Genomic DNA, 12,604 nt, shown 5'->3' with positions numbered 1-12,604 from the left:
CCTTCCAACCAATATTACGACGCCTTCGCTTTGGGATCGAAAGGGGCGATATTCGACGCCCTCCCCGGCTGCTCGCCAGCTTCAAGGCCGAACAATGCTGCGATATGTTGCAGGCGGTTCGCGCGCTCGCCCGTGATTTCCTCGCTGGCCGACAACACCTCGCCCACCGCCGCGAAGGCCGCGCGGCGTTGATTGGCATCGTCAGGCAGCAGCCTCGGGATCGCGGCCAGGGCCGCCTCGCGATCGAGCAGCAGCATGAAGAACTGCTCGCGCACCAGCATCTTGAACTCGGGCAGCGTCAATCGCGCTCCGGCGTACTCGCGGCGGACCAGACGTAGCGCCTCAATGCTTCGCTCGTCGACCATTCCTCTCGCCGAGCCGACATAGAGCAAGGCGCGAAGCGCCGCTTCACGCAGTCCGCCCTTATCGATCCGGGATTTGAGTTCGCCGATCCGCCTCTTGAGCATGGCACGATGCTGGGCGGGCATCTCGCGCGGACGCAAAGGTTCGGCCTTGGGATCTATACCGACCGCGGCCTGGAGCGCTGGCGAGCCATAGACGTTGAGGAAGATCGCCTCGCTCAGCGCCTCCTGCGAATCGCGCCAGCTGTCGAGGACATTAACGATTTGTTTGGAGAGCTGCTCCTGTATTGCCAGGAGGGGATTGTGCTTCGAAACCGGCTTGCGATTCTCTTCCAACCCGTCCGCCACCGACTTCACCGCCGTCATCCATGGATTCTGACTGCTGAACGCCTCATACTGCGTCCGCAACGGGTGCAGATTGCGCATCAACTCCGCCGTCTGCGGCGCCACCATGCCTTTGATCCAGGGCTGCACGAACCGTCGATAAGCGGCCAGATTGAGCTCGAAACGCGCTTGGCCGCGGCGAAGCGCCGCTCGTCCTCGGGCGAATTGCAGCCCATGGCGCGGATATCGTCGAGCGTCCGGGCCTCGCAGCGCATCACCCACTGGCCGATAACGAGATCGGAACTCGTGGTCTCCTCGCCCTTGGCCTCGAACGTCGCTTCGTACAGGCCGGGCGGCAGCACGTCGATTAGATCGATATTGCTTGAAAACTCGGCGTGCTCCTTCTTGGCGATGCCGCCGGAGACAAAGATACCGAGATGGCCGACGCTCTCGTGAACAGTATAGACGATTGTCTGCCCATAGGCCCGGATGTCATCAACATCGGCGTAGCATTCTAGGATCCAGCCCAGCGCCTGCTGCGGCGGGGTGATATTGTCGCCCTTAGAACAGAACACCACGATCGGCGACCTGATGTTGCGCAAGTCCACCTGCTGGCCGTCAGACATCTTGATGTTGCCGGAGGCAAGATTATTGCCGACAAAGAGCTCGTCGACGATGAACTGGATCTCCTCGGCGTTAAGGTTTACGTGTCCGCCCCACCAGCGCTCGAACTCGAGGTAACGTTCCGCTTCTGTGTCAACCTTCGAATAGACGTTATACTGCTTGCTCCAGAGCGTGTTCGACGGATTTTGGCCCTCGAAGTTCTGCACCAGCCAGACGCCGTCGAACTTGCCGGCGCCGAGATCGCTGACAAGCGCCGTCAGCCAACTGCCGCCCAATAGGCCGCCCGAATAGCGCATCGGATTTTTGCCGTGTACGCCCGCCCAATAAGCGAGTGGCGCGCCGGCGATGATCAGCGGCCCGAACAGCTCGGGCCGCAGTGACGCCAGAATCATGACGGCCCAGCCCGCTTGGCAATTGCCGATCACGCAGGGCTTGCCATCGGCGTCCGGATGGCGGCTGATGACCTTCTCGATGAACTTGGCTTCGGCTCGCGCAATGCGCTCGATCGTCTGTCCCGGCATCGGCTGCGGCAGAAAACCGATGAAGTAGCACGGATGCCCCGCCTTCATGGCGACGCCGATCTCGCTGTCAGCCTTGAATCCTCCGATGCCCGGACCGTGTCCGGCGCGCGGATCGATCACGACGAACGGCCGCCGCCCAGGATCGATATCGACGCCTGCTGGCGGGATGACGCGGACAAGCGCATAGTTGACGGGTTCGTTCAGCTGGCGACCGTCGATGATCAACTCGGCGGCATATTGCAAGACGTGAGGAGCGGCTTGGGCGACGTGCTCCCGATACTGATCGCCGCGCCGGCGCATCACGTCGAGGAACAGGATGCTCCGTTGTCCCGTATCGATCATGTATTCGACCGCCGAAGCGACGAGTCCGGATATTGGACCACCAGGCAATACAGGCATTTCCATCGGCGTTCTCCGACTTCTTCGTCGTATCGATTCATCCGAAGCCCGCTGCACTTGGCCGCGTTGATATAGGTCAACGCTCGATCGCCAGTTTCGCCGGCGCAGTACGTTCGGCGCGGATCCAGGCCACCGTCAGCTCCCAGACCACCGACAGAATGATAGGTCCGATGAAGAGGCCGATTATCCCGTGGAAGAGAGTTCCGCCGATCACCCCGATCAGAATGACGAGCGCTGGCGTGGTCAGGCCGCGGCCCATGACGAGCGGTTTCAGGATGTTGTCGAGCACCGACACGATGACGAGAAACACGGTCAGCAGCAGCGCGATCGGAAATTCCTTGTCGGTCCAAATCCAGATGATGACCGGAAGGATGACGATCGTTCCGCCTATCTGCACGATCGACAGCAATAGTACCAGGAACGCCAGCAGTCCCGCGGCGGCAATGCCGGCCAGCTTGAACCCGACTCCGGCCAGCAAGGATTGGATGATGGCAACACCGATCACACCTTGAGCCACCGCGCGGATCGTGGCCCCCGCCAGGTCCAGAAAGTGCTCGCTCTGGTCCGGCACGATGCGTGAGAGAAAGCTGCGCCCCGCGGCCACGAGCTGAGGTCCATACGGTAGCAGCACCCCGGCCACGGCAACCGACAGCAGAAACTTGACGGTTCCCACACCGGCATTGCCGGCGAACCCGAGCAAGGTGGCCGCGAATGGCTTCAAGTAAGGCACCACAGCGCGCAAGAGCGACCGGAGATTGGTCGTCGCCTGATCCCAGAGATCGAACAGCTGAGGCCCGACGATGGGCCACTCCTTAAGAGACTGCGGCGGGGACGGAACATGCAGTTCACCAGCGGTCATCTGGGCGGCGAGATCGGTGATCCCGTCGACGGCGCCCATGCCCAGCCAGGTCGCGGGTCCGATCACCACTGCGAGGTTGACGAGCGTGAGGATCGTTGCCGCAAGCTTCGGCCTTCCACCGAGGATAGAACTCAGGCGCCGGAACACCGGATTCAGCGCAGCCGCAAGCACGACGCTCCAGGCCAATATAGGCACAAATGGACGAACCAGGAGCAAGGCCCAGACGAGCAGGAGTGCCAGCAGTCCGAGCCGAATTACCAGCTGGATGATCTCGTCTTCAGAGAATATCTGGCGAAGTGTTTTCACGGACGCGCCTCAGTCGCCTCGTGCATACTGCAACCAACTAGCGCCCGCTCTCGCGCCGCCCGCTTGATCCAGATCAAGCGGCGAGCCTCTTCTAGAGCTGTGGTCCAGACAGGTTCATCTCACGCTCCGCCCGAAACACGTTGCCGTATAGACTCGCGATCCATTGCCGGCCACGCGAGGTCACATTGAGATAACGTATCGCCTGCTGGATCTGAGGAGCGACGTTGCCCCAATAGAATTGGGGATATTTGTAAACGATGTCCGCCGGCGTCGCGTAGCCCAGGGTCTTGCTGAGTCCGATCTCCTCGAACTCGTAGAACAGCGCGTTCGACTTCTTCAGATAGTTGGGATCCCCGAGCTGACCGATGAGATCTGCGGCCCGCAAGAGCAATCCCTCCTCTTCGATGAGGCTGTCATTGGAGGACATCGTATAAGGAAACCGGGTATATTCGATTGCCCGAGCAACCCGGTCGGCATCCAGCTGCTCGACTGAATCCAGCCGCTCCAGCACGAACAGTTTCGACCGATCGACATGGTATGGCGCGAGAGCTGCGTCGGACGATCCTCGCGGCAGACGAACGGTGTTGCCGGTCACGTCCGCAATGAACCGATCGTCCTCATCGCCCTGAACGACGCCGCGCACGTATCCAATGTCGTGAGCAAGGCACGCCAGAATGAAATTCGCATAGTCGTTTGCCGTGGTGGGCCGGAGCAGCGCGCGGCCTGTCAGGATATCGTGCCCCGCGAGGGTCACGAGCAACGTATGCTCGATATTGTGATATAGAGCATCGCTGTTGCCGATGCACTCCATCGTGAGCTTGGCTGCAAACGGAAGAAGTTCGGTCAGGCCGGCATACGACGCCCCGAACCGGTCTTTGGTTTCCGTCGTCAAAAACGCGCCCAGAGCTTGCGACACCAGTTCCGGAACTGTGATCATCAGGTATCTCCCATATTGTATGGTCGACGATGCAGATCAAGCCATGCCTCTCTGCGATCAATGCTGGCGGTCTTCGGCAGGTTCGGCTTCGAGCCGGCCGCACTCTGCGACCCACAGACGATCCATCTGGTGCAGCGCCTCCGACAAGCGGCCCCGTGACCGGCCGGAGCCGCTCACGGCCTCCAACCCCGCTCGTTGATTCAAATCAAGGCCAAGCCGGTTACGACGCAAACAATTGCATGTGCATGGTCATGCCGCTAGCGCGACGGAATCCTTCCCTCGCCGGTCAGTCGAGATTTCAACCAAGTGGAGGACATCATGAGGTTCATCAAGGGGGCATTTGCAGCAATTCTTACTGTCGCGAGCGCCATGATTTCTGTGCCCAGGAGCGAAGCAGCGCCTTTACCCACCAACGTCGGCGCGATGAGAGCCACGCTCAATAATGACATGGTAGAAGTGCGCTACGGCGGCTGGGGATATCGCGGCGGATGGGGTGGAGGCTACCGCGGAGCGGGAGTGGGCTATCGTGGTCTGGGGTATCGCGGTGCCGGATATGGCTACAGAGGTTACGGATATAGAGGCTACCGCGGCTGGGGCGCCGGCGCAGTCGTCGCGGACGCTGTCGTCGGCGGCGGGATCACAAGTTCCGGCTACTATGGTGCATATCCCTCCTACGGCGGCGGATACTCCTCTTACGGCGGAGGATACGGCTATGACTATTGTCCGCCCAGTGCCTACAGCGCCTATGGTAGCTATGGCGGCTACTACGCGAGGCGGAGCTACTATTCCGGCTGGTAGATCTACCTCGGATTCTCCTGAGCACGCGCTCTTGGTGTCGCCGTCGCTCACACCGCGCAACGGCTGCGCGAGCGCGATACCTCCATTGATCTGGATCAACTCGCAGGCAGAGCGCTGACATCGACTGCGGCTCCAAACAGAGGAGGCCTAAATGAAGTCACCCATCGGACTGGCAGCTGCATTGAGGACCGGGCTCGTCTTCGCGAGCCCCGAAAGCGCCAACGCTGTCGTATATTGCCAATACGTGGACTATCCCGCGCACTGCGTCGCGAGACCGGGCGTCGTCTTGGGAGTGCGTCCTGTCGCGCGCGCTGCCGCACGTGAAGCGGTGCGGCCCGGCACTCCAACAAACCGCGGCGGTCCGGTCGACCGCGTCGGCAGGCGCTGACCATATGCCGCAACAAAGCCGCAAAAAGTGAGGGCCGGCATTGCTGTCGGCCCCTGAAGACGCAGACCCGGGAGAGATCAGTACTTTGCGACGACCTGGTTGCCCCAACCGAAGCGGTAGTTAAAGCGCAGCGTGACCATGTCTACGTCCTGCGTGATCCGGTCGTTCACAAAAGCGGCAAGTCGCGGATCGGCGACCGTGAACGAATTATTCCGGTGCCCCATGAACAAATGGTCGTATTCGACACCCACCGACCAATTCGGGGTGAAGCCATACTCATATCCAACACCAATGACACCACCCCAGCGCGTTGCACTTTGCGCGGCGAGTTCGACGCCGGACGCGGTATCAAGAACGCTCAAGCGGTTATCTGTCACCGCCGCGCCGCCCTTCACGTAGAACAGTGAGGCATTCCAGGCGTAGCCGATCTGGCCGGTAAAGAGACCGATGGCACTCGTTTTGGCGCGCGTGGAGAACGTCGGATCGATCAAGCTGACGCGCTGGTTGCTGAGATCCGCCCAATCGCCCTGAGCTTCCAGACCAAACACCCACTGGCTGGCTTGCCAGCGATAACCGAGCTGGCCACCGATGACGCCACCGGACCGATCGCGGCAGCCGGAAGCGACGGCTACGCCAGCCGCGTTCAGGAAATCCACGCAGTTGTGGTTCTGCGCCCAGCCACCATTGCCGCCAATATAGAAGCCGGTCCAATTGTAGATCGGAATAATCGGCGCCGGCGGCGGCGCCTTCACCGCCATATCGGCAGCCATGGCGGGCCCCACGGCGCCCAATGCCACCAGACAAACGGTTGCTAGCAGAAGCCTTTTCATCGTGCTTTCTCCTTGCCGGCCATCTCTGATCGGTCGAAACGGCGGGTTTGTTGCAATGCAATGATTCCCCAACTTCCGGCTGAACTCTACGGGCGAGGGCGCAATCTCCGCGTGCCATAATGGCAACACCCAGGACATTTTGCACTCGAGCTGATCATTTCTCGCTGGCCAGCCCTCAGTGATTTCGCCTGGTCTCCGAATGGAGGAAAGCCGTCGGCCGCCGGAGTTCGCTTCTTGGCATCGGCAACAATAGGTCGCAATCACGACCCTTTTTCCGCGTCGCGCTTGTCCTCCTGGCCGGCGACCTCGTCGCCTCGGCCTTGCTCGATCCAGGACGGAATGTCGCTCGAGGGAATCAGCTGTCGCGGCAAAAGGGATTCAGCGTGCCTGCGAACACGACCAATCCCTCATTGAACTTCTCTCGCGCGAAAGTCCTCGCGTCGGCTTCGCTCTCGAACGTGCGTGTCTCCCGGGGACTTCGCCGCTTCGGCAAGGTCCCGCGCTTGTGTACCTCAAACGTGACGTACCAGGTCTGCGGCATCTGCCAGCTTCCGAATCGCGATCAAGCGGACATCTGTCGGCGAACAATGACTGGTGAGATCATGTTGACGTCCTAGTTGCGTCGCTCTTCGCGGCGCTCCGTGCGTCCTTCACGCCTCTCTACGCGTCGTTCGGTACGTCCCATACGTCGCTCCTGGCGGCGCTCGTGGCGCGCTCCCCGCCTCTCCTGGCGGCGTTCCATTCCGACTGTCTGCGCCGGCGCTTGGGTTCCGAACAGGATCGTGCCGGATGCCGCCAGCCCGAGCGCAGCGGCCCATCCCAGCAACGAAAGAGCCTCGCGACGACCAAGTCGCTCGAACCTTGACGTTTCACTCATGTCAGTTACTCCCGATCTTGAGGACGTTTCAGTAGCCAATGCCTCGACGTGCATTCGTTGATCAATGTCAACGGTGGGCGTCCCACTCTGCAGGCGCAACGAACGGAGACGCTCACCAAACCTGGTTGCCGAACCAGCCGTACTGCGGCGGCCGCGCGACAAGCCGGATACGTCTTTCAATGTGCCTCCTCGCAATTTTGTTTTGACGCTGCGGCTTCGCTTCAGCCTTTGTCGACTGACGTGTTTGCAGTCGTTCGGCATCGAGCGGTCCAAACTGAGCAAATGCCTCGCGCACGCTCTTTTGGGCGAAGTCGGTACCCGGCGGGGCAACAAGCTCGACTTTAGCGAGGCGACCCGCAACGATCGTGGGCTGGGTGGTGTCGAGAACAACCCGCTCAGGTAATTTCCAATCGGAATGGATGCGGATGGTGGCCGACGCACCCGCTCCGCCGTGTATGCCGGGCCGATCCGGAAGACAGGCATTCGCCACAAAAAGCAGCGCGAGTAACGAGCCGCCGACATAGAACAGATATCCTGACACCGGCATGGATCCCTCCGTTGCCCGCGAAGACTTTCGTTCGGCAAGCAATGGACGAGGACGACACCAGTGGAATACAATTGACGGCATAACTGTAGTCGCCTGAACACTGCCGGAGTTGCATCTGCCGTAAGGCCGGTATCCCGTGCGCGGGAGCGAGGCGCAATCCTCGCCTCGCTCCTCTCGACAACTTCTATTGGCAATGATACATCAGGCCATCGTCGAGCTTGACCGTGCCGCCTGGCGTGCATTTGATCCCATTGCGTCCAGCGTAGTCGTACCATCCGCTATAGCCGTACCAGGGCCCCCTGCGTAGTAAGCGCGCACGGCATAGTGAGGTCCCTCCGAAATGCCGGCTGCCGACCCACCATCCCCGTAATAAGCGGCCCTTGCCGCCCGAACCGCAGGACCATGATAACCGACTCCGGCATAGTACGCGCCCGCAGCGCCGACGGCAGCCGCGGTACCGACCGCAGCGCGCCGATATTGTCGCCGCGCAACGCCCGCGACACTGACCGGCGTGAGCGGGCGACCCACGCGCGCCTCGGCCTTTTCAACCGACAGGGACGGTCCGCTCTGCCCGGACCAACCGAACGATAACATTGAAGAGAATACGAAGACGGAAGCGGCCAGAGCCGGCTTTGCTAAGTTCTGTCTCATGATGTTGTTCTCCGATTGAAAGCCCACACGTGAAGTGCGACATGGTTGTTACTTTTCCTCCCGACCTCCGTTGAGCCAAATCAACGAAATCTGTTTTTTGGCCGCCTGGCTCGCGCGATTTTCCTGCAACACCGAAGGCCGCGACTTGTCCCTTGGGACAATGACCAGAAGAGCAATATGCCCGCACGGCGCCGCGTCGTAGGCTCAACTCGCATACATCGAACCTCGGGCAGGGAAGATGATGATGGGTCGGTTCGAACTCAATCGCTGTGCAGCGCTCTGCCGCCGGCTTGCAAGCGAGGATTCGGTCAACCGGCATGTCTGGATGGCGGAAGCAGAAAGCTGGTCGCGTCTCTCGCAACAGACCTTTCAGTGCGAGACCCGCTTCAAGGCCGCTATCACCGCTCTGACGAGCTTCGCCTCCGGAATTGGCATATTGCCATTGAAGCAGAAGGGTCGCATTTGCGCCGCCGGCGCCGACTAGATGCTGCCGCTCGGCAGCCGTAGGCCTCCTTGCGACGCCATCTGCGTCGGAACTACTGCGTTGGAATCCATCCTTTGGGTCGGAACGAAAATGCCGGGCCCTTACTGCGCCTGGAAGTAAGCGAGCTACGCTTGAACACGCACCGCCGTACCCACGGCCTTTGCGCGAAGCAATCGCGAAGGAGCCCGTCGATCACCGGTTGGATGTCACGATCCATTCGAGACGAAGTGGGAGTAGCCATTGCCCGGGCCAACGAATTTTGAGCGCGATCAGATCTCACCAACATTTTGAGCCGCGACTGGTGACCAGTGAATTGCGAACCCATCATCTGACAAGATCATCCCCTTGTCAGCCACCACGCTTTGAGCGTGCTAGGTGCGCGCAATTCGTTCTAAGGACATTGTTCTTTGGTACACATGGCGAGACTCAGATTCTGGTCTTTGAGAAAGACCCGCTGTGCCTCCAACACTCGCATCGACATCCATGATCAATGGGGAATAAGGCCCGCGTTCTCCTGTTTGGCTGCCGGCCTGTGCGGCTCTCGCTCAGGGATGAGGCCCAAGAGGCAACGAGATTTCAAACAGAGAGCCAAACGAGCCCGACCTTACCAGCTCCAGTTTTCCAGCATGCCTCTCGATGATCGTTCGGCAAATGGACAGTCCCAGACCCATTCCGCTAGCTTTCGTTGTAAAGAAGGCATCGAAAATCCGCTCCTGATCTGCCGGGGAAATTCCTGCTCCATTGTCTTCTACTGATACTCGAACAGCTAAATTGCCATCAACTTTCGTTGCCACGCATAAAACTCGCGTATAGCCCCTTCTTTTACCGAGAGCGTCAACGGAATTACGAAGCAAGTTGAGCAAGACCTGCTGGATCTGCATCCTGTCAATCAACACGAGCGGAATGCGATCCTCAAATTCCGTTTCCAGCATTATGTGATTCGTCTCAAGATCGTGCTGAATCAGAGCCAGCGCCTGGCGGACGAGGTCTGGAAGGTGGGTTGGAGACCTTATACTGACGTCATCCTTGAACAGAGCTCTCGTGCTCGAAATAGTGGCTTCGACGCGGTAACTATCGGATTCAATATCGCGCAGAATTTGTCGCACCTCAGCAAAATTCGGTTCTCTATTGTCGAGCTCTCCCATTGCAGAATTTGCGTTGAGAGCAATCGCTCCCAACGGGGTCCGGACTTCATGAGCTATTGCAGCAGTCGCCGCGTCCAGGCTCATTAGCCTGTTCGCTCGCTCGCGGCGCAGCAGGGTGATGGCGTTGGCCAAACGAGAGTAAAGCACCAACATTTCGGCAAGCAGCACCGCAAGCAAGACACAACTTGCCAGGAGAGTGAAGCCGCGGGCAACGTACCAGCCCAAGCTAAAGCGAGCAGCAGCGGTGACTGCGCCAATCAGGAAACTTGGAAGCCATGCAGCAAGAACAACAATCAGCCAGAGGTCGAGAACCGTGCGTCTGCGCAAGATCATAGTTACCATCACGGCCGTACACCAGGCCGATAACGCCTCATTAGCGTGCACCCCGAATTGAGTTTGCACGGTCACACTCGAAGAATACATGTCAGGCAGATAGGCGGTGCCCGACACCGCGAACCAGGATAGCAGAGCGGCCAGGAGCAGCACTGTTCCAACTGCCAAGACCAGAGTTTGTACGGCAGAGAGTCCGAACGCGATCTTGTTTTCGGTTCCATTCTTCAGGAAGGCATAGATCAGAATTCCAAGAGGGAAGCTGGTGTGCCAGAGAACGAATAGCCACGGCGCAGTGTTGAAGCCGTCGCCTATCAATCCAAGGGGAGCGTAAGCGCCGGGAAAGGCCAGAGTTTGCAAGAACGCGAACAATCCGCTGCAGATGTATCCACATCCTAGCGCGAGAAGGCCGCGCTGTGGCTGGACGAGATACTGCGCCAACAAAAGAGAGGCTGTCAGCAGATCGGCCGCGCTCAATGTTGTTTGTATTGCAGGCAGGAACGCATCTACACGCGCGAGCGGCATATGTGCAAAAGGAGCGACGGCCGCCACGGAGGCGACTATGCTGAGCACAAGAGCGATTGCTATTCGTTCATCGCGAGAATTCGCTTGCGTCTTGGCAACGACGAGCGCCGAGTAATCCGTATGGACATCCGTGTGCGCTGCGTCAGGCATAGTGCTTCCCCGAACAGATTTTAGATCGTCAGCGACACAATGATAGCAGTCGACCTTGATCTGAAAAAGAGCAGCATTACCCTTGCTGCAGGGGGTCCGCAGGTCATCGGTTAAACTCGAAAAGCCTCGTGGGACGACAATTTCTGGATTCCGCTTTGTCTGCATCCCGATTTCAGTGAACGCCCCTTTCCGGTTCAGGCGCGCTTCTCGTCCGCACGATTTTCTGCGGTTCCTTGATCTCGATCAATGGTCCGAGAACCAGCCCATGGAGCATCCAACCTTACTCACAGCACGGAGATCATCATGAAGCGTGGCATCCTCAGGAACATTTCACTCGCCGCTGCCGTAGTCGCCTTCGGCGTGTCTGGTTCGCTAGGCTGGTCAGCTGACGAAGGCATTTCGCTGTCGCTTGGCCGGGCAGAAGCACGGGTTGGACGGCCCCTGACCCCCGTATCAGTTGCCGGCGTCGCACGCCGCACCACCAGGCGCGCCGTCGTTGGCGGTGCGGCCGTCGGCGCGGCCGCGGTCGGCACGGGCTGCGTCCGCGTTCTTGTCAACGGAAGCTATGTCTGCCGCTGATAGCCGCTGTTGCCGGTTTGAAGGCCGCATCCTGCGGGATGATGTTCCTGCAGGATGTGCCGTCTGTGCGAGCGTGGGCCTGTTGTATTCCCGGTGAACGGCACGCGCGCATGTAGCCCTCTGCAAGGACCGCGGCTAGGTCGCATGACAATCCGGCTCACCGTCGCCGCTAACCATTCTTGCTCGCGGGATGGAAATCGCCGGTCGGACCGCACAGCATTTGGTACAGCATGGGGTCCGAGGACCGCGCTTAAGTGCTGATCGCGCTTCGCTTTTTGAGATGTCCCGGTCCAATCCATCATGGAACAGACTGTGTTGCCAGCGGTGTGAATTGCCCACTGAAGCTCACTGACGGCACCTGTTTCGCACCAGAAACGACGTGAACAAACCACGATGAACGCGATCAACCTCAAACGAAAATACAGCAAAATCAACGAAGTTGATCGATAGTCTGCCGCTCATGACGGTCCGCTTGCAGCGATGACCGCGGTCAGCGAGGCAGAGATTATCAAGCTGCACCAGTTTCCGCACCAGACGCATCGGCGAGGACCCAAGTCGTCGACCGCAAAGGGATGACGCGTCACTGCTCGAGCAACCGTCCTATTCGCACTCAAAGCTAGCCGAATACCCGCACGCTTGCCGCGGTGGCTTTTCATGGTCGCTGTTGTCTGTCCCTGTTGATCGAGTCGATAAAGCGCGGAGGCAAAAGGTGCCCCAACCTTTTGGAGGGAAGCCGTCAAAAGCGCAATTGTGTAACTCGGGTTCGATTTGCAGGTGAGAGGCTCGAGGAAGCGCGATGTCGCCACGCTCTCCCCTTCCCGCCCGCTATCCTCCGACCGGCGCATGGCCCACGGTTATGCGTGCCGATATGGCAGCCGCATATCTTGATTATCGCGATACAAGCGAGCTGGCGCGGGGGTGAGCTGGGGTGAGGCGCCTCCACCGATCGGCTATCACGGGATTGGACG

Annotated in this window: 8 protein-coding genes and 1 pseudogene; 3 read left to right on the top strand and 6 right to left on the bottom strand. The window is 59.6% G+C overall.

Features of this window, described 5'->3' with window-relative positions:
* Nucleotides 1-14: 14 nt before the first annotated feature.
* From ACTGJ9_RS16250 to ACTGJ9_RS16240, 3 genes and pseudogenes are all read right to left on the bottom strand, one after another.
* A pseudogene (locus ACTGJ9_RS16250) lies at nucleotides 15-2,230 on the bottom strand (DUF3141 domain-containing protein).
* 76 nt (nucleotides 2,231-2,306) lie between these two features.
* Nucleotides 2,307-3,395, bottom strand: a complete 1,089-nt coding sequence (locus tag ACTGJ9_RS16245; protein WP_456677881.1) for an AI-2E family transporter — start codon at nucleotides 3,393-3,395, stop codon at nucleotides 2,307-2,309.
* A gap of 91 nt (nucleotides 3,396-3,486) precedes the next feature.
* Nucleotides 3,487-4,332 carry an HD domain-containing protein gene (locus ACTGJ9_RS16240; RefSeq protein ID WP_456677880.1) on the bottom strand — a complete coding sequence of 282 codons (846 nt, stop codon included), beginning with the start codon at nucleotides 4,330-4,332 and terminating at the stop codon, nucleotides 3,487-3,489.
* A gap of 318 nt (nucleotides 4,333-4,650) precedes the next feature.
* Between ACTGJ9_RS16240 and ACTGJ9_RS16235 the strand changes: the two genes are divergently transcribed.
* Both ACTGJ9_RS16235 and ACTGJ9_RS16230 read left to right on the top strand, forming a co-directional pair.
* Nucleotides 4,651-5,130 (top strand): hypothetical protein, encoded by a 480-nt coding sequence (locus ACTGJ9_RS16235; protein WP_456677879.1) that lies wholly within the window; start codon nucleotides 4,651-4,653, stop codon nucleotides 5,128-5,130.
* A 151-nt stretch (nucleotides 5,131-5,281) separates the two neighbouring features.
* On the top strand, nucleotides 5,282-5,518 hold the full coding sequence (locus ACTGJ9_RS16230; protein ID WP_456677878.1) for a hypothetical protein: 237 nt from the start codon (nucleotides 5,282-5,284) through the stop codon (nucleotides 5,516-5,518).
* A gap of 77 nt (nucleotides 5,519-5,595) precedes the next feature.
* Here the strand turns inward: ACTGJ9_RS16230 and ACTGJ9_RS16225 are convergent, their stop codons facing one another.
* The 3 genes from ACTGJ9_RS16225 to ACTGJ9_RS16215 all read right to left on the bottom strand — a co-directional run bounded on the left by ACTGJ9_RS16225 (nucleotide 5,596) and on the right by ACTGJ9_RS16215 (nucleotide 11,057).
* Complete coding sequence (locus tag ACTGJ9_RS16225; protein WP_456677877.1) at nucleotides 5,596-6,348, bottom strand: outer membrane protein; 753 nt, start codon at nucleotides 6,346-6,348, stop codon at nucleotides 5,596-5,598.
* A 989-nt stretch (nucleotides 6,349-7,337) separates the two neighbouring features.
* Nucleotides 7,338-7,772, bottom strand: coding sequence for a hypothetical protein (locus ACTGJ9_RS16220; RefSeq protein ID WP_456677876.1), 435 nt, complete (start codon nucleotides 7,770-7,772; stop codon nucleotides 7,338-7,340).
* Nucleotides 7,773-9,452: 1,680 nt separating this feature from the next.
* Complete coding sequence (locus tag ACTGJ9_RS16215; RefSeq protein ID WP_456677875.1) at nucleotides 9,453-11,057, bottom strand: MASE4 domain-containing protein; 1,605 nt, start codon at nucleotides 11,055-11,057, stop codon at nucleotides 9,453-9,455.
* Nucleotides 11,058-11,360: 303 nt separating this feature from the next.
* Between ACTGJ9_RS16215 and ACTGJ9_RS16210 the strand changes: the two genes are divergently transcribed.
* Nucleotides 11,361-11,636, top strand: a complete 276-nt coding sequence (locus ACTGJ9_RS16210; RefSeq protein WP_456677874.1) for a hypothetical protein — start codon at nucleotides 11,361-11,363, stop codon at nucleotides 11,634-11,636.
* Nucleotides 11,637-12,604 lie beyond the last annotated feature (968 nt).

It is taken from the genome of Bradyrhizobium sp. RDM12 (assembly GCF_051917485.1).
Lineage (GTDB): Bacteria > Pseudomonadota > Alphaproteobacteria > Rhizobiales > Xanthobacteraceae > Bradyrhizobium.
Note: the sequence above shows the minus strand (reverse complement) of the source record. Positions and strands in the feature narration are given on the sequence as shown.

Excerpts from the sequence above, each read along its gene's own strand:
- ACTGJ9_RS16240 (WP_456677880.1), bottom strand. The coding sequence starts at position 4,332 with ATGATCACAGTTCCGGAACTGGTGTCGCAAGCTCTGGGCGCGTTTTTG.
- ACTGJ9_RS16235 (WP_456677879.1), top strand. The coding sequence starts at position 4,651 with ATGAGGTTCATCAAGGGGGCATTTGCAGCAATTCTTACTGTCGCGAGC.
- ACTGJ9_RS16230 (WP_456677878.1), top strand. The coding sequence starts at position 5,282 with ATGAAGTCACCCATCGGACTGGCAGCTGCATTGAGGACCGGGCTCGTC.
- ACTGJ9_RS16225 (WP_456677877.1), bottom strand. The coding sequence starts at position 6,348 with ATGAAAAGGCTTCTGCTAGCAACCGTTTGTCTGGTGGCATTGGGCGCC.
- ACTGJ9_RS16220 (WP_456677876.1), bottom strand. The coding sequence starts at position 7,772 with ATGCCGGTGTCAGGATATCTGTTCTATGTCGGCGGCTCGTTACTCGCG.
- ACTGJ9_RS16215 (WP_456677875.1), bottom strand. The coding sequence starts at position 11,057 with ATGCCTGACGCAGCGCACACGGATGTCCATACGGATTACTCGGCGCTC.
- ACTGJ9_RS16210 (WP_456677874.1), top strand. The coding sequence starts at position 11,361 with ATGAAGCGTGGCATCCTCAGGAACATTTCACTCGCCGCTGCCGTAGTC.